16 protein-coding genes and 1 pseudogene are annotated in these 18,743 nt (G+C 71.8%); 8 read left to right on the top strand and 9 right to left on the bottom strand.

What is annotated here, in order from left to right; all coding sequences use genetic code 11:
• Positions 1–235 precede the first annotated feature (235 nt).
• The 7 genes and pseudogenes from ACWD0Y_RS15100 to ACWD0Y_RS15070 all read right to left on the bottom strand — a co-directional run bounded on the left by ACWD0Y_RS15100 (position 236) and on the right by ACWD0Y_RS15070 (position 8,418).
• Entirely contained in the window at positions 236–1,441 is a 1,206-nt protein-coding gene (locus ACWD0Y_RS15100) for an MFS transporter (protein WP_450260781.1), read from the bottom strand.
• Complete coding sequence (locus tag ACWD0Y_RS15095; protein WP_450260780.1) at positions 1,438–2,310, bottom strand: inositol monophosphatase family protein; 873 nt, start codon at positions 2,308–2,310, stop codon at positions 1,438–1,440. The genes ACWD0Y_RS15100 and ACWD0Y_RS15095 overlap by 4 nt, the downstream gene beginning before the upstream one ends.
• Complete coding sequence (locus ACWD0Y_RS15090) at positions 2,307–2,741, bottom strand: NUDIX hydrolase (RefSeq protein ID WP_450260779.1); 435 nt, start codon at positions 2,739–2,741, stop codon at positions 2,307–2,309. Before ACWD0Y_RS15090 ends, ACWD0Y_RS15095 begins: the two co-directional genes overlap by 4 nt.
• 4 nt (positions 2,742–2,745) lie before the next feature.
• Positions 2,746–4,932 (bottom strand): aminotransferase class I/II-fold pyridoxal phosphate-dependent enzyme, encoded by a 2,187-nt coding sequence (locus ACWD0Y_RS15085; protein ID WP_450260778.1) that lies wholly within the window; start codon positions 4,930–4,932, stop codon positions 2,746–2,748.
• Between the two features lie 472 nt (positions 4,933–5,404).
• Positions 5,405–5,656, bottom strand: a pseudogene (locus ACWD0Y_RS15080) (Gfo/Idh/MocA family oxidoreductase); the annotation flags it as partial.
• Positions 5,657–5,759: 103 nt separating this feature from the next.
• On the bottom strand, positions 5,760–6,866 hold the full coding sequence (locus ACWD0Y_RS15075; RefSeq protein ID WP_450260777.1) for a glycosyltransferase family 4 protein: 1,107 nt from the start codon (positions 6,864–6,866) through the stop codon (positions 5,760–5,762).
• Positions 6,867–7,260: 394 nt separating this feature from the next.
• Positions 7,261–8,418, bottom strand: coding sequence for a S1 family peptidase (locus tag ACWD0Y_RS15070; protein WP_450260776.1), 1,158 nt, complete (start codon positions 8,416–8,418; stop codon positions 7,261–7,263).
• Positions 8,419–8,929: 511 nt separating this feature from the next.
• On the opposite strand from ACWD0Y_RS15070, the gene ACWD0Y_RS15065 reads away from it, so the two are divergent.
• The 3 genes from ACWD0Y_RS15065 (at position 8,930) to ACWD0Y_RS15055 (ending at position 10,133) form a co-directional block, all read left to right on the top strand.
• Complete coding sequence (locus ACWD0Y_RS15065) at positions 8,930–9,226, top strand: peroxiredoxin family protein (protein ID WP_450260775.1); 297 nt, start codon at positions 8,930–8,932, stop codon at positions 9,224–9,226.
• Positions 9,226–9,384 (top strand): hypothetical protein, encoded by a 159-nt coding sequence (locus ACWD0Y_RS15060; RefSeq protein WP_450260774.1) that lies wholly within the window; start codon positions 9,226–9,228, stop codon positions 9,382–9,384. The genes ACWD0Y_RS15065 and ACWD0Y_RS15060 overlap by 1 nt, the downstream gene beginning before the upstream one ends.
• A 227-nt stretch (positions 9,385–9,611) precedes the next feature.
• Complete coding sequence (locus tag ACWD0Y_RS15055; protein WP_450260773.1) at positions 9,612–10,133, top strand: ATP-binding protein; 522 nt, start codon at positions 9,612–9,614, stop codon at positions 10,131–10,133.
• An 85-nt stretch (positions 10,134–10,218) separates the two neighbouring features.
• On the opposite strand, the gene ACWD0Y_RS15050 is transcribed toward ACWD0Y_RS15055, so the two are convergent.
• Complete coding sequence (locus tag ACWD0Y_RS15050) at positions 10,219–10,800, bottom strand: hypothetical protein (RefSeq protein WP_450260804.1); 582 nt, start codon at positions 10,798–10,800, stop codon at positions 10,219–10,221.
• Positions 10,801–11,035: 235 nt separating this feature from the next.
• Between ACWD0Y_RS15050 and ACWD0Y_RS15045 the strand changes: the two genes are divergently transcribed.
• Positions 11,036–11,578, top strand: coding sequence for a DapH/DapD/GlmU-related protein (locus ACWD0Y_RS15045; RefSeq protein WP_450260772.1), 543 nt, complete (start codon positions 11,036–11,038; stop codon positions 11,576–11,578).
• Between the two features lie 49 nt (positions 11,579–11,627).
• Here the strand turns inward: ACWD0Y_RS15045 and ACWD0Y_RS15040 are convergent, their stop codons facing one another.
• Positions 11,628–12,110 carry a WYL domain-containing protein gene (locus tag ACWD0Y_RS15040; protein ID WP_450260771.1) on the bottom strand — a complete coding sequence of 161 codons (483 nt, stop codon included), beginning with the start codon at positions 12,108–12,110 and terminating at the stop codon, positions 11,628–11,630.
• Positions 12,111–12,593: 483 nt separating this feature from the next.
• Here ACWD0Y_RS15040 and ACWD0Y_RS15035 point away from each other — a divergent pair, with 483 nt between their 5' ends.
• The 4 genes from ACWD0Y_RS15035 to ACWD0Y_RS15020 all read left to right on the top strand — a co-directional run bounded on the left by ACWD0Y_RS15035 (position 12,594) and on the right by ACWD0Y_RS15020 (position 18,735).
• Entirely contained in the window at positions 12,594–14,756 is a 2,163-nt protein-coding gene (locus tag ACWD0Y_RS15035; protein ID WP_450260770.1) for a hypothetical protein, read from the top strand.
• A gap of 76 nt (positions 14,757–14,832) precedes the next feature.
• The gene (pelF, locus tag ACWD0Y_RS15030) at positions 14,833–16,338 is read left to right on the top strand and encodes a GT4 family glycosyltransferase PelF (protein ID WP_450260769.1); all 1,506 of its coding nucleotides are present in this window, start codon (positions 14,833–14,835) and stop codon (positions 16,336–16,338) included.
• Entirely contained in the window at positions 16,335–17,684 is a 1,350-nt protein-coding gene (locus ACWD0Y_RS15025) for a hypothetical protein (protein WP_450260768.1), read from the top strand. Before pelF ends, ACWD0Y_RS15025 begins: the two co-directional genes overlap by 4 nt.
• 43 nt (positions 17,685–17,727) lie before the next feature.
• Positions 17,728–18,735 (top strand): SDR family NAD(P)-dependent oxidoreductase, encoded by a 1,008-nt coding sequence (locus tag ACWD0Y_RS15020; protein ID WP_450260767.1) that lies wholly within the window; start codon positions 17,728–17,730, stop codon positions 18,733–18,735.
• The last annotated feature ends 8 nt before the right edge of the window (positions 18,736–18,743 follow it).

Raw genomic sequence — 18,743 nt, 5'->3', positions numbered from 1 at the left:
GTCACAGCCGTCGACGAGTGGCCGTGACCACTGGCACGGCACGCTCCACGCACACCAGTCGGCCCCGTTCCTCCCATGACTCGGCGAGGGTGAAGCCGAGCCGCCCGTACGGGGCGATGGCACCTGCCCGCCACTTCCGCCTGCCGTTCTCGGTGCGGCAGTGAGGCGGGTCCGGGCATCGACGTGAGTGTTCGGCGATGGTTGGCGATGGGGTTCGTGCGGGATGTCCCGTTATTCAATCGACTGGTGCTGAGGCATTACCCGCCCGGGCCTGGAGGCGGCTCAGGCGAGGAGCGAGGGCCGCGGCGCCCAGCCCCGCCACCACGACGACGGACAGGGCCACCTGGAAAGTGGTGACCCCCACCAGGCCTCCCACCAGTAACGGCGCCGCCAGGAAACCGAGGCGTGATACGAGGGACACCGTGGCGATCCCGGCGCCGGGGAGGACTCCGGGCAGCCGGCCGACCATGCTGAAGGCCACCGGGAACATCGGGCTCGCGCCGAGGCCCGCCAGCGCGAATCCGATGATCGTCGCGAGCGGCGAGGCCACGAGGAGACCGACCCCGAAGGCGAGCGCGACGAGCAGTCCTCCGCCCGTCACCACCGCTGACGGGCCGAGGCGTTCGACCAGCCGGTCACCGGCGAGGCGGCCTGCGGTCATGAAGACCGAGAAGGCCACGAAGGCCAGGCCGGCCGTTCCGGGGCCTGCCCCGAGGCCGGAGAGATACACGGCGCTCCAGGACTGCGGTACGTCTTCGATCTGGGCGGCGAACACGACGATCAGGCCCAGTAACAGGAGTGCGGGCGCGGGCCGTCGGATCCCGCCCCGGCGCTTCGTTCCCGTCACGGCAGCGCCCGGCCTCTCCTCGTCATCGATCAGCCGCTGTCGTACGACGAGCGCCGCCGCCCCCAGGACCGCACCGGTCGCGAGGAAGTGCACGGCCGGGGGCACGCGCAGGGCCGCAGTCGCCGTACCCACCAGTCCGCCCGCCACCGCCCCGACGCTCCATGAGGCGTGGAAGCCGTTGAGCAGTGGCCGCCCGGACCGCTGCTCCACCAGGACGCCCTGGGCGTTCATCGAGACGTCCATCGCGGCGTCGGCAGCTCCCAGAACGACCAGCGCGAGGCACAGGGCCCACCACGTGGGTGCCAGGGCGGGCAGTACGAGTCCGGCGCACAGGGCGGCGGTGGAGGCCAGGAGTACGCGTCGGCTTCCGATCCGGTCGACGAGGGTCCCGGCGGTCAGGGTGAAGAGGAGACCGCCCACTCCCAGGCCGGTCAACGCCACGCCCAGCATCGTGGCGTTGACCGCCAGGCCGTCCTGGACCGAGGGGATGCGGGGTGCCCAGTTGGCGAACAGCGCCCCGTTGGTGAAGAAGAGGGCGAGGACGGCGACGCGGGTACGGGTGAGGTCCGTCGTGGTTTTCGCCGGCAGGTTCACAGGAGCTCCCCCGGCAGGCCGGCAGGGGCGCCGCGTTCGCCGCCCGTCGCAGCGCGGACCTGCGCGTGCAAGCTCCGCGACGCTGCCGCGACGACGCTGGCGGAGCGTGAGGTGACCGGCTTGCCGGCGTAATCGGTGAGTGTCCCGCCGGCCTCCTGGACGATGAGCGCGCCTGCCGCGTAGTCCCACATCTCCCCGTCGACCTCGGCGAAGACGTCCGCGGATCCTTCCGCCACCTGGCAGAGCGCCGCCGCGCCGCATCCGGTGATCCTGATGTCCAGAACCGATCCCCACAGCCCGTCGAGGATGCGGCGGGCTGTGTCCTTCCACGGCGGAGGGGAGGCCGAGCAGATGGCCAGGGACTGGGTGAGGTGCGGTGCGGGCCGCACCTGGAGGCGGTGCCCGTCGCGGTGTGCGCCGCGGCCGCGGACCGCGGTGTACAGGGCGCCCGTGGTCGGGGCGTGGAACACCCCGGTCATCACCGTTCCACGGTAGGCGTAGGCGATACTGACGCCCCAGTCCGGGCGGCCGCGCAGATAGTTGTGGGTGCCGTCGAGCGGGTCGACGATCCACGTGTGGTCCGACTCGGGTCCGGTCGCCCCGGACTCCTCCGCGACGATCCGGTGCCCGGGCAGGGCTGTTCGGATCGTGTCGACGATGTACCGGTCCGCCTCGACGTCCGCCGCGCTGCTGCGTTGGCCGGGGCTCTTGGTGACGGGCCGGATTCCGCCGTCCGTGAAGAGGTGGAGCAGCCGGGCACCGGCCGTCCTGGCCAGGTCGACCGCGAGGGAGAGTGATACGTCCGCGCCGACGGGGCCGGGCCCGGCACGGCGTGGATGCCGTCGGGCGGCGGCGCGGGGCTCGTTCATGGCAGGCCTCCGGTGTCGAGGTCGTGGAAGAAGGCGCGCAGTACCTCGTGGTCCTCGTACCCCAGCGTCAGTCCCCACAGAGAGGTCCGGGGGTACAGCCGGACGGCTTGGCCTTCTGTGAGCCTGATCTGTCCGGCATCCACGTCCCTGCGGATCCAGAAGGTGTGCTCGAAGCCGTACGTCCGCTGTCGTGAGAACAGGTGCTTCACGTCGCCCGGGGCCACGGACAGCTGCATCTCCTCCTGCAGTTCGCGGATGACGCAGTCCTTCGGTCCCTCGCCGGGCTCGAGGTGTCCGCCGGGGATGCACCAGGTGCCGGGGAAGGCGATGAGCGGGTCGTTGTCGCGCAGTTGCAGGAGCACTTCTTCGGCAGGGGTCAGGATGATGATCTGCGCCCCGATGGTGCCGTGCGACCACTGCTGCCCCTCCATCGGATCAGGCCTCCGTCTTCCGCAGGGCGTCGAGGACGTCCTCGACATCGCGGTCGTTCATGGTGGGGAAGAGCGGGAGCGAGAGGATCCGCCGGGAGAGGGAGGTGGCCACGGGGAGGTCCCGGTACGCGTACGGGAGGGAGTCCCGGTAGAACGGCTGGAGGTGCATGCCGCGGAAGTGGACGCCGGTGCCGATGCCTTCGGAGCGGAGGTGGTCCAGCAGCCGGTCCCGTTCGGTTTCGGGGGTGCCTTCCGCCAGGGCGACGATGAACAGGTGCCGTGCGTGCCGGTCGTCGGGCCGTGCCGTCTCCAGTGGTGTGAGGCGTTCGAAGCCGGACAGACCCGCCGAGTAGAGCGCGCAGAGGTGTTGGCGGCGGTCGATGTAGGCGTCGAGTTTGGGCAGTTGGTGCAGTCCGAGGGATGCCTGGACGTCCGTCATGTTGTATTTGAAGCCCGGCATGTGTAATTGCCAGTGCGGTGAGCCCGTGGCGCTGTTCCTCTTCCACGCGTCGCTGGAGATGCCGTGGAGGGTCAGCATCCGTGCGGTACGGGCGAGGTCGTCGTCGTCCAGTACGAGCATGCCTCCCTCGGCGGTCGTCATGTTCTTCGTCGGGTAGAAGCTGAATGCGGTCGGGTTGCCGCGCGAGCCGATGCGGGTGCCCCGGTGGGTGGCGCCGATCGCATGGGCGGCGTCCTCGACGACGGCCAGGCCGTGCCGGGCCGCGATGCTCTCGATGGCCTCCATGTCGCAGGCCTGCCCCGCCATGTGCACTGGCATGACCGCCTTGGTGCGTGGAGTTATGGCCCCCTCGATCAGTGCCGCGTCGATGTTCAGGGTTCCGGGTTCGACGTCGACGAACACCGGGCGTGCGCCCAGGTGCCAGATCACGTTGGCTGTGGAGGGCCAGGAGATCGGGGTGGTGATGACCTCGTCTCCCGTGGTGACGCCGATCGCGGCGAGGGCGACGTGGAGGGCGCCGGTGCAGCTGTTGGTGGCGATGGCGTGCCGGCTTCCGACGTACTCGGCCACCATCGACTCGAACCTGGCTGTTTTCGGGCCGGTGGTGAGCCAGCCCGACCGCAGGGTGTCGAGCACCTCCGCTTCCTCCTGGGGGCCGATGTCGGCCTTCGCCAGCGGCAGGAAGTCGCGACGGACCGGTTCGCCCCCGTACGCGGCCGGCCTCTTGGCCTGTTCCAGCAGTGTCCGCACGGTGCTGGCGCTCTCGACTTCCTCAGGGGTGAGCCGGCCGGCGACAGCCGAGTCCCGGACCTCGCGTATGCCGTCCGCCGGTTTGCGGTGCGGGGCGATCCCGGCGTCGCGCCCGAGTGCCGAGGGGTCGGCCGCGTAGTCGCGCGCGTCGAGGCCTTTCGCGGTCGTGGCCAGGTCCGCTTCGGGGACGGCGGCCACGACCTCCTCGGCGACGTCGCGAACCGACGCGTTGACGCTGACGAGGTTGTAGACGGCCGATGCCGTCGGCAATCGCTCGGCGTCCGTCACCAGGCGGACGTACGCGTCCGCCGCGTCCGCGACGTGCAGGAGCGGCCGGCGCTGGTGTCCGTCCCCGTCGACGCCGACCTTCTTGTGCAGCACGGCGGAGGCGGTCATGGCATTGACCATCAGGTCGTACCGCATGCGGGGCGAGACGCCGAAGAGTGTGCCCATGCGCAGCGACACCGTGGTGAAGCCGGGGCCGGACTCGGCAGCCACGGCCCGTTCGGCTGCGACCTTCGAGCGTGCGTAGGCGGTGAGGGGGCGGACCTCGGCGTCCTCCCGGAGTGACGCTTCGTCGCTGGCGCCGTAGACGCTGCAGGACGAGGCGAGGAGGAATGCCCTGGCTCCGGCCGCCTTCGCGATCCGGGCGAAGTGGACCGTGGCGTCCACGTTGATGGACTCGGTCCACGACTCGTCGATGTCGCCCGCCGGGTCGTTGCTCAGCGCCGCGAGGCAGATCGCCGTGTCGATTCCCCGCGCCACGTCGGGCGACAGGTTCCGCACGTCCTGCACCACCACTCGCAGACGGGGGTGGTCTTCACTCCCCTCCAGGGTCTGCCTGCCGAAGTAGAAGGTGTCCACGGCGGTGACGCAGTGCCCTGCCGCGAGCAGTTTCGGTACGAGTACGGAGCCGAGGTAGCCGCCGGCTCCGGTCACCACCACACGTCGGCGAAGGCGGTGCGCGGGTGCTGTCGTCATGTCTGGGGCCGAGCCCCACGATGCGGCCATGGAGTGCTCCTGACGGTCGAGGTGCCGGTGCCGGTGCCGGTGCCGGACGCGCGGGGCCTCGACGGTCCGCGCGTCCGGCACTGCGGACGGGCCATGAGGGGGTGCCCGCGCGGGCGGCCGAGTCGGTGATGAGTTCACACAGGTGCGGGTCGGGAACCGCGTCCTCGGGAGGGTTCGGCACGGTGTCCTGCACCCTGACGGCGCCCACGAAGGCTCGGGCCTGCTCGTGGAACGCGGTGTCGTTCTCGAAGGGGTGGGGGCGCGGGGCGCCCTGCCGGGGGAAGCGCGGCAGATGCCCGGGGCCGTCATCGCCCGGCATCATGTCGAGGCTCCCCGCCGAGCCGGGGATGCGTACACTCCAGGCCGGAAGGGCGGCGGGTTCGACGTAGCCGGCCGTCGCGGCGTCCGCGGCGAGGCAACCGCCCACCCGTACGTGCAGGCCGTTCTCCAGGGCCCACCGCACCACGTCGTCCTGGACCCGGTGGGGTGCCTCTACGCGTACGGCGTCAGGAGCGGTCGCCCTCAGCTCCTGGCAGCGGTCGGAACCGGACCCGGCATCGAATCGCGCGGCGAACACCTTCGCGCGCTCCGGGCGGCGCGAAGCGACGCCGCAGATCTCGGCCCCCTCGTCACCGGCGAGGGCCTGCGTACGGACGGCGGCCATCCGTCCGGCGCCCACGGCAGCCACCCGCATACTCACCCTCCCGCCAGGGGCGAAGCCGGCCACCGTGCCCCTGGTCGGCCGCATCGGCTCGCAGCCGCCGAGGCGGCCGCCCGGGCGCGGGTCCGCCGGGCCGTCACGTCGACGGCCCGTCACCGGCCAGTCGTTTGTAGAGATCGCGGGATCTGTCGTAGTTGAGGCTCTGGTCGAAGTCCCGGACGACCGCGGCGCGCGCGGCCGCGGAGATGCGCGCCGCCAGCCTCGGTTCCGCGAGGAGCCCGATGACACGCTCCGCCGCCGCGGCGGCGTCTCCAGGGGCGGCCAGCAGCCCCGTCTCCCCATCCCGGACGATCTCGCCCAGCCCACCGGTGTCCGCCGCGACGAGTGGGGCTCCACACGCCATCGCCTCGATGGCGACCAGCCCGAAGGGTTCGAGGCGCGAGGGCATGAGGACCACCGAGGCCCTTTGGTACAGGGCGCGTACCGTGTCCAGGGCCGAGAACGGGTGCCAGGTGACACGGTCATGGAGGTCCAGCTCCCGTAGCCGCCGGCGCACGGGGGCCTCCAGCTCGCCCACGCCCATGATCTCGAAACGGACCCCGGGCCGGCCCGTCCGTACGGCGGCGAAGATCTCGGGCAGCAGGTCGAAGCCCTTCTGCTCGTAGAAGCGTCCGATGTACGCGACGGTCTCGGGTTCGCGCACCGAGCGGCCGGCCGGCGGGCGGAAGAAGCCGGTGTCCGTACCGTGGTGAATCACGTGCGTTTTCCCGGCGGTGAAGGGGAAACGCGTGGTGAGGTCCCCGGCCACCGAGGCGCTCACCGCGACCACCGCGTCGGCGTGCGCCAGGGCGGAGAACTCCATCTCCCGCGAGAACGCGCACGGGACATCGTCGAATTCACCGATGTCCCACGTCAGGGGCAGGTGGCAGGTGTAAACCAACGGCACACCCTTCTTCCACAGCTCCTGTGAGACGACGATTCCGGGCCAGTCATGGCACACGACGACGTCGTAGCGGCGCCCACCCGAGCGGCGCGCAAGTTCCCCGGAGGCATAGGTCCGCAGTTGGTCCCCGTCGAAGGCAGGCAGGTGCACGGATCTCGTCCTCAGCGGTGACGGGCCGAGGTAGAAGAGGTCGACGTCGTCCCCCTGGTCCCGCTGATGGGTGATCAGGGCCTCCATGTACGTCCCGAGACCACCTGTGGTCTCGGGCGGGTATTCGTTGGAGAAGTGCGCGACGAGCATGTGTACCTACCCCGCGGTGGTCACGGTGTCCGGTGCGTACGGCCCCTCGGAGGAGGACCGTACGCACCAGGCAAACACTCGTTCGTCCCACCGTCAACGCCGCCCCGGTGGGGGATGGCCGGAACGCAACGGGCCGGCGTACGAGGCGAACCGGGCGGACTGCTTCGGCGAGGAGGCGGCGCGTGGTGCGGGTGCCACGTAAGGGTCCGGGCCGACTGGCGGGATTCCACCGCCGGGCTCAGCCACAGCCAGACCGGCTTCGGTGCGGCGCCGCTGGGCAGGTGCTCGACAGCCGGCAGGTGACATCAGCGGCCGGCACCAGCCGGCCGAAACGTGGCCAGGCGCGGGTGGGTGGAGCCGCGCCCCACTGGCGACGGCTCCACCCGTCCGCACGTCAGGCGGTGTGCAGGGTGAGTCCGTATCGGCTCAGCACGGGGTTGATGGGCTGGTAGAAGGACTGGCCTCCGGTGGTGCAGTTGCCGGATCCACCGGAGGTGATGCCCTGGGCCTGGTCACCGCTGATGTAGGCGCCTCCGGAGTCGCCGCCCTCGACGCAGACGCTCGTCCCGGTCATCGCGTAGACCGCGCCCTGGGCATAGTTCACCGTGATGTTCTTGCCCTGGACGACGCCGCAGTGCCAGCGCGTGGTGGAGCCGGACCGGCAGACGGACGCTCCCACGGGCGCCTCGTTGGACCCGCGGACCAGGCGGTCGGGGACGGTGCCCCAGCCGAGGACCACCGGCACGGTCCACCAGCCGCTGCCGACGTTGACCCAGGCGTAGTCGTTGCCCGGGAAGCTCGACCCCTGGAAGTTGCCGATGTAGGACCGGTCCCAGCCGTACACCGCGGCTCCCGTCCTGCCGCAGTGGCCCGCGGTGACGAAGCCCCCGTGGACGGAGAACCCGATGGAGCACCGCACGTTGCCGGTGTAGTACGGGTCGCCGCCGACGGTTCCGGCCGCGGTGGTGCGGGGAGCCTCGGCGATCTTCCGCACGGCCACCGGGCCGGCCTCACGGGCCCGGTCGACGAAGGCGCGGACATCGTTGTCCGCCGCACGGCCGGCGATCACGTCGACAACGACACGGTTGTCGGCGGGGTCGACCCGCCAGCTGGCCACGCCCGCCGGGGCGGAGAGGGCGTCGATCCTCTTCTTGGCGGCGTCGAGCCGGCTCGCGCTGTACGTCACGACCTTCGCCGTCGCGCCGGTCGCGCGTACGGCCTCGGCGGACCGGGCGCCGGTGACGGCCACGGTCAACTTCCCGGCGTCGGCGTCGAACCACGCACCCGCGTACGCCTGGCCCGCCGCGCGCCGGGCCCTGCTCTCGAGGGCGGTGGCCTTCTTCTCGGCGTCGAGCCTGGCGACGGCCTGGCTCCTGCTCAGGCCGAGGTCGCGCTGGAGGGCGGAGAGCAGCGCGGGTGAGGCGGGGGCCTCGGAGAGCGCGGCCGGGGGCGTGGGGGGCGCGGCCGTGGCCGGGCTGCCGTTCGTCGTGGCAGAGGTGCCGATGAGGAGCAGGGTGGTGAGTCCGGTACGTATGGCTGTCGATCGTCTCAAGGCTGTTGGCCCTTCTGGGATCCAGCGATGTGAGGGACTGCGGAACAGAGAGCTGAGAGCGCTCTCACGGCCTGCGGACAGGACCCTAACGGAGGATCATGAGCAGGTCCATGCCAATGCGCCCGCCGTGCGGTGACCAGGCCGCGTCAGCGATTGCGGGCGGCGCCCGGCGTCGTCCCTGACCGGGCCGACGCTGACGCGATGGCGTTCCGAGGTGATGTCAGACCTGCGGCCCAGCACTGCAACGGCCTTTGTGGTGAGGGTCTGTTGTCCTGCGGTGGTATGTGTCCGCGTCGTCTGGAGTGGCTGAGGCGGGCTTGGTGTGGCGTCCGCATCGCCATGCCGACCAGTGGGGGATGTGGTCGACCGGGGCGGCACACGGGGCTGGACGGACGGCCGAGGCCGGAGTCGGCCACCGCCCTGCGCCGGGCCCGTGGAGAGCGCACCGGCCCCGCCATGGTCGTCCCGCGGTGGGAGCGGACCGCGTGATTCGCGAAGCAGCCGGTTCAGGATGTCCGTACTCGGGCGGGCGCACCGGCCGGTGTTGCGCCCGCAGTGGTCGAGCAGGATCTTCAGGGCGACCTCGGGTTCGTGGCGGGAGAGGATCCCATCGGCTGCGGGGGAGTCGAGCCAGGACTGCAGGACGGCCGCCGGGTCCGACAACCTGGATGCACTGCGGGCCGAAGGCGTCGATCGCGTCCTTGCCCTGTCCTCGGACCGGGCCGACTGCCAGCAGGCGCTCGTGGACCGCCTGCATCTGTCCTACCCGATGCTCTCCGACCCCGACTCACGCTCGCAGACGCGCTGATGCTCCCGGCGTTCGAGGCCAACGGCCAGACGATGTACCGGCGCCTGACCCTCGTACTGCGCGGCGCCGCCATCGAGCACGTCTTCTGTCCGGTCTTCCCACCGGACACCCACACCGACGAAGTGACCCAGTGGTTCCGCGGCCATCGTGACGCATGACCGCATCGATCGAAGGCCGTCACCCGGCCCATGGCCGCGCCGAACGGCCGGTGACAAACGCTCAGTCACACGACCACATGAGCCGAAGCACGTGAGCCGGCACGTGGGCAGGCTCGTTGTCACCGGCTGGGCGGCATGCCCAGTCGGTGCGACTTTTCGAGACAGGCGACGGCTGATCTTGGCGGTTGAGGCCACCTGCGCTCCATACGGCGCTAGCGTCGGGTCCCATGATCGTATGGCTCAACGGCACCCATGGCGCAGGCAAGACGACGGCCAGTGCACTCGTGCAGCAGCTGATCCCGGATTCACGGGTGTTCGATGCCGAAAAGGTCGGCGAGACACTCATGGACATCAAGCCGGGGCTGCCCTGGACGGGCAACTTCCAGGACTGGCCGCCGTGGCGGCCGCTCGTGGTCGAGACCACCCGCCGCGTACTCGACTACACCGGTGGCACTCTGGTGATGCCCATGACGGTCCTGGTCGAGCAGTACTGGCGCGAGATCAGCTCGGGCCTTGCCCAGCATGCGATTCCGGTACGGCACTTCGTTCTCCACGACGACCAGGACACTCTCCGCGGGCGCATCGAGGGGGACACGGTTCTTGGTCCCTCCCCGTTCCGTCTCACCTACCTCGAGCCCTACGCCGAGGCGGCCCGCACATGGCTGCACAGTGAGGCCGAGGTCATCGACACCACGCACCTCACGCCCGCCCAGGCCGCCCTGCAGATCGCGGAGGCCGTCAAGAACTGAGGTCCGCCCGTCGGTCTTCAACGCCGGCCCTGTGCAGTTCCCCGTCTCCCTGACGGAGCGCTGCCCCTGCCGGCGTTTCCGGCTCTCAGTTGAAGATGTCCAGAAGGTCCAGCCAGGAGCCTGGGTCGTCGGCGGGGCGGGGCCGCATCGGGCGCGGCTCCGGGCAGGTCTCCGCTGCGGCCCTCGCGCGGACGATGCCGGGCCCGCCGCACGCCTCGACCGCGAAGGCGCCGAAAACCTTGGCGAAGGCGGCCGGGTCGCGGAACCCCACGCCGAACGCTCGGCCGTCCCGCAGCGGCGCCCACACCACCCGGTCGAACCGTGTCCATTCGAGCACCGGCTGGTCGTCCGCGGTTGACCGCCCCTCCAGCCACAACCGCGCCACGTGCAGCAGGTTCACCTTCTCCATCGGCAGCCGTTTGCGCCGTACACGCAGTTCACGCGCCGTCAGCTCGACGCGCTGGTCCTTTTTCGGGTACCAGACGACGCCTATCCCGAACGGCACCCACAGCAGGATCCCGATCATCGGCCAGACCAGAGCGTCGCCCCACGACCGGAACAGCCCGCCGTCCAGCAGGTACAGGGCCCCGAAGACCAGGACCCACTTCGCCGTCATCCGCCGGAATCCGCCGCCCTGCCGGTACAGCACCCGCCGCTTCCCCGTCATCGTCACGCCCGCACGCTGTCCGCCGCCCCGCAGCTCACCGTAGGCGCCCTTCGCCACTGCGGGGGTGAACCGTTCCGGTTCGGCGGGTGGGACGTGGCCGACCTCACCATGAACGTCATCGGCATGCAGAGGTTCTGGTACTCCTGCCCTCCGCGCGTAGGACCGGCGCTGTGCGGTCGGGCGGACCTACGGCTGGAGCTTGTCCAGTTGCCCGTGCACGAGAAAGGATCGTGGCATGTCCAGCGAGCGTCTCATGCGTATCCACAGTGCGGAGTTCCAGGCCATGGCCGAGAGGGTCCTGCGGGTCACCGAGCTCACCTCCCGCCTGAACGTCCTGCCCTTCGAGGACGAAGCGGGCAAGGCCGAACTGCTGGAACAGATCCTCGGCAGGCCGCTGCCGCCGAGAGTCACGGTCTATCCGCCCTTCTACACGGACCACGGTCTCCACCTCGACCTCGCCGAGCGCGTGTTCATCAACCAGAACTGCACGTTCCTGGACTACGCAGGCATCCGGCTCGGCGAGCGCGTGATGGTCGGCCCGAAGGTCACGTTCATCACCAGCGGCCACCCGGTCGATCCCGAGGAGCGGCGGCTGTACCTCACCGGCGCGCCCATCGACGTGGCGGAGAACGTGTGGATCGGTGCCGGTGCCACGATCCTGCCCGGGGTCAGCATCGGCCGTGACGCCGTGATTGCCGCCGGCGCGGTCGTGGCCGACGACGTTCCACCGGCAAGCCTGGTGACCGGTACAAAAGCCACCGTGCGCCGACGGTGGTGACGACCTCTCCGAAGCCCCGCCAACTGCAGATCCTGGGGCGAGGGTCTTGTCATGGGGGAGGGGCAGGGGCATGCCCGGTGCCCGCGATGGCGGCCCATCGGTGCACGAGGCGTCGGCATGCCTGGGCGAGTTCACGTGGGCTGGAGCACTGTGTGATCGGGCGGGGGCGGAGCCGGCCGACGCGGAGCACTCGCCACTGCCGGTCTTCGAGGTCGTAGGCGACCAGGCACCACCGGCCGGCCCGGACGACCAGGTGGTACGGCTCGACGCGGCGGACGGGCAGAAAACCGTCCTCTCCGGGGGCGGGGCGTGAGCCGTCGGCGCGCGGGGTCTCGATGACGAGTACGTGACGGTGGCGCGCCGCGGTTCCCACGGCGGTGAGCGCCGACGGGGCGATGGGCGGTGCCAGGGACTCCCCGTGGTTGTGCGGCCTGGTCAGGCGAACCGCCCCCATGGCTGCGCGCGGCGCGGCGGGCGCAGCCTGTTCCAGGGTGACCAGTGCCCGGGACGCGTCTTCGCTCAGGCCGAGCACCGTGACGGGCGCCGTCTGCAGGGCGACCGCGACCGCGAGATGTTCCTGCGGCCGACGGCCGACGGCCGACGGCCGACGGCCGACGGGGCGGGTCTGGCCCGGTGCCGAGCCGGTTCCGGCGTCCGGGCTGGCTGAAATCGGTGGCCGACTTCTGAAAAGTTTCTGCGGACTGGACCACAGGAGAGTGCCGGCCGGTGCGGCAGACGCTTTCAACACCTCTGAGCTGTGGCGGAGAAGCGGAACCTCTGCCGCTGGGGGCTCTGCGCGCGTTGCCGGAAGGGCGGTCGATCGGGCCGGAAGGTATGCGGGACGGGTTTGTTTCTCGCCAGGTTTCACGACGCCCTCACGGAACCTCCATGCCTGGCCCCACTATGTGATCCGACAGAGCGGGACACAGGCGGCGGCTGGCCGAACGCCCGTCTCGCCGGGGGGGGCAGGGCATGCCGGTCGCACCACCGGCATGCCCTTCTGGGGGAGGGACCCATGTACTTCACAAGCCGTACGGTCCGATGGGCCGCGAGATCCACGCTGTCCGCCGCGCTCGTACTGACGCTCTTCGCGCCGGCGAACGCGGCTGAGGCGGCCCCGGCGGCGCCCCGCATTGACCTGAGTGTCCTCGTGGTCGGCGACGGAGGTCCTGCCACCGCCGCGATTGCCGCCGAACTCGACGGCGCGGGAACTCCGTACACGATCGTCGACCTGACTCGCCAGGACCGCCCGACGATCGACAACGGCTTCCTCTCCGACACGCTCGACGGCCGGCCACGCGCCAAATACCAGGCGGTGGTGCTTCCCAACGACAATCCGTTCGGGGCCGGTTCGGCGGAAATGGAGGCGCTCGTCTCGTACGAGAAGGCCTTCGCCGTTCCGCAGGTCAACGCCTACACCTACGCCCGGCCCGAGGTCGGACTCGACTACCCGGCCAACGGCGGCTACAGCGGTTCGCTGGACGGCGTGCGCGCCGAGGTGACCGCGGCCGGCGCCGCGGGTCCCTTCGGTTACCTCGACGGCGGCATCCCCTTCGAGGACAACTCGCCGTCGGTCAGCGAGAGTTACGGGTATGTCGCGAAGCCCCTGCCGGGGGCGGACTTCACCAGTTACGTCGAGGCGCCACTGCCCGGCACATCGGAGCGGGGTTCGATCGTCGGTGAGTACCGCCACGACGGCCGCCGCGAACTGGTCGTCGGCTTCGTCTACAACCAGTACCAGCAGCAGTTCCGACTGCTCGCCCGCGGCATTGTGGACTGGATGACCCAGGGCGTGCGGCTGGGCGCGTCCCGCAACTACTTCGCGGTCCACGTCGACGACGTCTTCGCCGCGGACGACCGCTGGGACACCGAGCTCAACTGCACCCCGGGCGACGTGGACTGCGCCCCCGGGCAGGGCGGTGAGCCCGACCCGATCCGTATGACGGCCGCCGACGCGCAGTACGCGGCCGAGTGGTCCGCAGCCAAGGGTTTCACCCTGGACATGGCGTACAACGGCGGCGGCAGCGAGCTCTACAAGGAGGAGCACGGCGGCACCGACCCGCTGGCGCAGCGGCTGACCGCCGACAAGAACGCCTACCGGTGGATCAACCACACCTACAACCACCCCTTCCTCGGCTGCGTCCAGGACGTCACGGTCGTCCCCTGGGTCTGTGCCAAGAACCCCGACGGAAGCACCAAGTACGTCACCCGTGCGGAGATCTCCTCCCAGATCAGTGAAAACCGCGCCTGGGGGCAGCGCGCCGGACTGCCCCTGGAGAACAGCGAGCTGGTGACCGGGGAGCACTCGGGACTGAAGGTCCTGCCGCAACAGCCCGACGACAACCCCCACCTCGGCCCCGCCCTCGCCGACAACGCCGTCACCTGGCTCGGATCCGACAACTCCCGTGACCGCGCCCAGCGGAAGGTCGGCCGGGCCCTCACCGTGCCCCGCCACCCCATGAACGTGTTCTACAACGCGGGCCGCGCCACCGAGCAGATCGACGAGTACAACTGGATCTACACCCGGGCCTCCGACGGCGGCAGCGGCATCTGCGAGAGCGCCGCCGGCACCACGTGCCTGGAGGAGCCGCTCGACACGGTCACCGGTTACACCGACTACATCGTGCCGCTGGAGGTCCGCATCGGCCTCGGCCACGCCCTCGCCAACGACCCCCGGCCGCACTTCATCCACCAGTCCAACCTCGCCGAGGACCGCATCGCCTACCCGGTGCTCAACCGCATCATCGACGACTACGCCGGGCTGTACGCCGCCAACACCCCGCTGGTCAACCTGCGTCAGCAGCAGATCGGCGCGGAACTGCGCGACCGGGCCGCCTGGAACACCGCCGTCAGGGCCGGGCAGGTGACGGCGTACCGCGTCGGCGACACCGTCACCGTTCGCGCGCCCGCCGGTGTCCGCGCGAGCGCCACGATGCCCGCCGGCACCCGGCGGAACATGCTGCTCGGCACCGAGGCGTTCGGCAGCCCGTACGCCGGGTCGCTCTCCGGCTGGGCCTCGCCCGGACTCCTCCAGGACCGGGTGACGCTCACCCTGCCCGCCGGCGCCACCGCCACGGCCGCCTCGGCGGACCGGGCCGACCCGGTGGGGGCCGCCGCCCCGCGCCTGCCGGTGCCGGCCGGGGTGCGCAAGCGAGTCCCGTACGGCGTCACGGGCTGACCCGCGCCCGTCCGCCGCACCACTCCGGCCGGCCTGGCCGGCACAACGCCGCATCTCCACGGGGGAACGTCTCGTCATGCCCGATTTACTCCGCGTGCCGCCGTCCGGCGGGGCCCGGGTCACCCTCCTCACCGAAGGCACCTACCCGCACAGCCACGGCGGCGTCAGCGTGTGGTGCGACCAGCTCGTCCAGGGCATGCCCGACTTCGACTTCCGGGTGATCGCGGTGACCGGCACCGGCCGGGAACCGCTCGCCTGGGAGCTGCCGTCCCATGTCGCGCCGCCCGTCACCGTCCCGATGTGGGGCCCGGACCCGGTCGGCAGGGCCCCGCGCGGCCGTCGCCGCAGGCAGCTGATGGCAACGTACGAACGCTTCCTGACGGCGCTCCTCGACCCCGCCGCCGAGGACCAGTTCGGGCCCGCGCTGCACGAACTGGCCCGTTCGGCCAGGGACGGGGAGCTCGCGCCCGCCCTGCGCACGGACCAGGCCGTCGGCGTCCTGGCCGCCGTCTGGGGCCGGCCCGGCCTGCCGGTGCACGCGGCCCGGCCGACCCTGCACGACGCCCTGACCGCCACCGACCTGCTGGAACACGCGCTGCGCCCGCTCACCGCCGCGCCGCCCGAGCACGGCGTGTCCCACGCGGTGAGCGGAGGGCTCGCGGTACTGCCCGGGCTCGTCGGGCGGAGGCTGCACGGCGTACCGCTGCTGCTCACCGAGCACGGCGTCTACCTGCGCGAGCGCTACCTCGGCTACCGCACGGGCCCCTACCGGTGGCCGGTCAAGGCACTGCTCCTCGGCTTCTTCCGGCTGCTCGCCGAGGAGACGTACCGCACGGCGGACCTGATCACGCCGGGCAACCGTTACAACCGGCTGTGGGAGGAACAGGGCGGCGCCGCCCCGGAGTTGATACGCACCGTCTACAACGGCGTCGACCCGGCCGCCTTCCCGGCCGCCGGGCCGGAGCCGGAGACCCCCACCCTCAGCTGGGCCGGGCGGGTCGACCCGATCAAGGACCTGGAGACGCTCATCAGGGCCTTCGCCCTGGTCAGGGCCGAGATGCCGGACGCCCGGCTGCGGCTCTTCGGCGGCACTCCGCGCGGCGGCGAGGCGTACCGGGAACGCTGCGAAGCGCTCGCGGCGGAGCTGGGGCACGCGGACGCCGTCGTCTTCGAGGGCCGGGTCGAGGACATACGCGACGCCTACGCGGCGGGCAACGCCGTGATGCTGTCCAGCATCAGCGAGGGTTTCCCGTTCACGCTCATCGAGGCCATGTCGTGCGGCCGGGCCACCGTCTCCACCGATGTCGGCGGCGTACGGGAGGCCGTCGGCGACACCGGTCTCGTCGTGCCGCCGAGGGAACCGGAGGCCATGGCCCGCGCGGCCCTGGAACTGCTCCGCGACCCGGAGCGCAGGGCCGCCATGGGGCAGGGCGCGCGGCTGCGGGTCATCGAGCAGTTCACGCTCCGGCAGACCATCGACACCTTCCGCTCCGTCTACACCGAACTGGCGGCCGGGCGGGCGGCCGACGGCGCGGATCTGCCCGGGTGGCGGGACGACCGGCCTGCCGGGGCCTTCGGGTGAGCGGCCCGCTGCGCCTGCTGCCGGGCGAGGGCGGCAGCCTGCCCGCCCTGCCCCGGCAGCGGAAGGGGAACCGGGGGCGGCCGAGCTGGGCCGCCGATCCGATCGACGAACTCGCCGAGCGGCTGATGGAGCCGGTGTCCGCCGCCGTCCATCCGTACGAGGTCGCCGCGCTGCTGGAGTCGGACGGACTGACGGGGGATCAGATCAGTACGCGCTACGGCCGTCCCGGTCTGTTCACGCTGGCCGCCGACCTGTACGCGCGGGTGCCCCGGCACTACCCGGAACCGCCGCCGGCCGCCGACCCCTGGCGCCCCGACCCCCTGCGGTGCGCCGTGCGCGGGCTGGTCTTCGCGCTCCCCGGACTCGCCTACGTGCTGGGCTCCGGGCTGCTGGAGGGCGCGCGGGCCGTCACCGGGCTGGTCGCCGCCGGTCTCGTGGCCTGGGCGTGGAACCAGGCGCTCAGTCACCGCGCCCATCTGCGGCTCGCCGCCGGCGCGGGCGCGGCGCACCGCACGCTGCGGCTCGGCGCTCCCGCAGGGGCGCTGGCGGCCTCGGCGACGGGCCTGGTCCTGGCCGGGCCGGGGGAGGCCGGGGCCTTCGCCGCCGGGCAGTCCTGCTACCTGGGCGCGGCCACCGTGCTGCTGGTCCTCGGCCGCGAACGGACGCTGCTGCTGGCGCTGCTGCCCGTCGCCGCGGGCGCCGCCGCCACGCTGTGGTGGCGGCCGCCGGCCGCCGTGGCGGTGGCCGCGCTGCTCGCCACCGTGTTCCTGGCGATGCTCGCGGCCGCCCACGGGGTACGGGCGCCGGGCCCCGTTCCGGCGGGCGCCGCGCCGGGGCTGTCGGCGTCCCTGCCGTACGGGCTGTTCGGCCTCGCCGCCGGGGTGCTCGCGATGCTCACGGGGGCGGCGGACCCGTACGCGGTGGTCGTCCTGACCCTCAGCATGGGCTTCGCCGAGTGGCTGCTCTACCGCTACCGAGGGCTCGCCGTCGCCGCCCTGCGCGCCAGCACCGAGCCGCGGGGCTTCGCCCTGCGGGCCGGCCGGGCCCTCGTGCTGTGCCTGGGCGCGTACGTCGCCGTGCTGGCGGCCGGCGCCCTGCTCACCGGGACGGGCGCCGCCCCGCTGCTCGGGCTCGGGGCGGTCCTGTGGACCGCGCTGCTGCTCCAGGCGTTCGGCGTGGCCTGGCCGCCGGCGGCGGTCTGCCTGACGACGGCCGCCGCGGAGGCCGCCGCCCCCGCCGCCGGGTTCACCGCCGGGCTCGCCCAGCCGCTCTGCCGGACCGTCGCGGCCCTCGTCCTCCTGTACCTGGCCTGCCGGATCCTAGGCAGGCCCACCGCCCACCGCTGAACCGCTCGCCTTCCCACCCCTCCACCTCATGAGGAGCGTCCCCGTGACCGCACCAGCACCGTCTCTCGTCGCCGTCACCGGCGCCGAGGGCTTCATCGGCTCCCATCTCACCGAGGCGCTCGTGGCGGCCGGCCACCGGGTCCGCGCGATGGCGCAGTACAACTCCTTCTCCTCCTACGGATGGCTGGAGACCCTGTCCGCCGAGACCCTCGACCAGGTCGAGATCGTCCTCGGCGACGTCCGCGACCCGGGCTCGGTCAACCAGCTGATCGAAGGCGCCGAGGCCGTCTACCACCTGGCCGCCCTCATCGCGATCCCGTACTCCTACCAGGCCCCGCACAGTTACGTGGACACCAATGTGACGGGCACCCTCAACGTCCTCGAAGCGGTGCGCAGGCAGGGCACCCCGCGCCTGGTGCACACCTCGACGAGCGAGACGTACGGCACCGCGCAGACCGTGCCGATCACCGAGGACCACCCCATCAGCACCCAGTCCCCGTACGCCGCGTCGAAGGCCGGCGGCGACCGGCTCGCCGACAGCTACCACGCGAGCTTCGGCACCCCGGTCGTCACCCTGCGCCCCTTCAACACCTTCGGCCCGCGCCAGTCGATGCGCGCGGTCATCCCGACCGTCATCGGCCAGGTCGCGGCCGGGGAGCGGACCATCACCCTCGGGGACCTCCGTCCCACCCGCGACTTCCTGTACGTCAAGGACACCGCCCGCGCCTTCCTCGCCGTCGGCACCGCGCCCGCCGAGGCGGTCGTGGGGCGGACCTTCAACGCCGGCACCGGCGGCGAGATCTCGGTGGGCGAACTCACCCGGCTCATCGGCAAGCTGATGGACGCCGACCTCGACGTACGCGAGGACGAACAGCGCATCCGGCCGGCCAACTCGGAGGTGATGCGCCTGGTCGCGGACGCCACGCGGCTGCGCGCCGCCACCGGCTGGCGGCCGGAGCACGACCTGGAGCAGGGGCTCGGCCACACCATCGACTTCTTCCGCGACCCCGGCAACCTCTCCCGCTACAAGACCGGCATCTACAACATCTGACCCGACCG

It is taken from the genome of Streptomyces altiplanensis (genome assembly GCF_053591575.1).
The sequence above is the reverse complement of the archived record's forward strand: the minus strand, read 5'-3'. Positions and strand labels throughout refer to the sequence as shown.

Coding starts and splice junctions, on each gene's coding strand:
- ACWD0Y_RS15060 (WP_450260774.1), top strand. CDS start 9,226: ATGCTCCCGGCGTTCGAGGCCAACGGCCAGACGATGTACCGGCGCCTG.
- ACWD0Y_RS15055 (WP_450260773.1), top strand. CDS start 9,612: ATGATCGTATGGCTCAACGGCACCCATGGCGCAGGCAAGACGACGGCC.
- ACWD0Y_RS15085 (WP_450260778.1), bottom strand. CDS start 4,932: ATGACGACAGCACCCGCGCACCGCCTTCGCCGACGTGTGGTGGTGACC.
- ACWD0Y_RS15035 (WP_450260770.1), top strand. CDS start 12,594: ATGTACTTCACAAGCCGTACGGTCCGATGGGCCGCGAGATCCACGCTG.
- ACWD0Y_RS15065 (WP_450260775.1), top strand. CDS start 8,930: ATGTCCGTACTCGGGCGGGCGCACCGGCCGGTGTTGCGCCCGCAGTGG.
- ACWD0Y_RS15050 (WP_450260804.1), bottom strand. CDS start 10,800: ATGACGGGGAAGCGGCGGGTGCTGTACCGGCAGGGCGGCGGATTCCGG.
- pelF (WP_450260769.1), top strand. CDS start 14,833: ATGCCCGATTTACTCCGCGTGCCGCCGTCCGGCGGGGCCCGGGTCACC.
- ACWD0Y_RS15095 (WP_450260780.1), bottom strand. CDS start 2,310: ATGAACGAGCCCCGCGCCGCCGCCCGACGGCATCCACGCCGTGCCGGG.
- ACWD0Y_RS15090 (WP_450260779.1), bottom strand. CDS start 2,741: ATGGAGGGGCAGCAGTGGTCGCACGGCACCATCGGGGCGCAGATCATC.
- ACWD0Y_RS15075 (WP_450260777.1), bottom strand. CDS start 6,866: ATGCTCGTCGCGCACTTCTCCAACGAATACCCGCCCGAGACCACAGGT.
- ACWD0Y_RS15045 (WP_450260772.1), top strand. CDS start 11,036: ATGTCCAGCGAGCGTCTCATGCGTATCCACAGTGCGGAGTTCCAGGCC.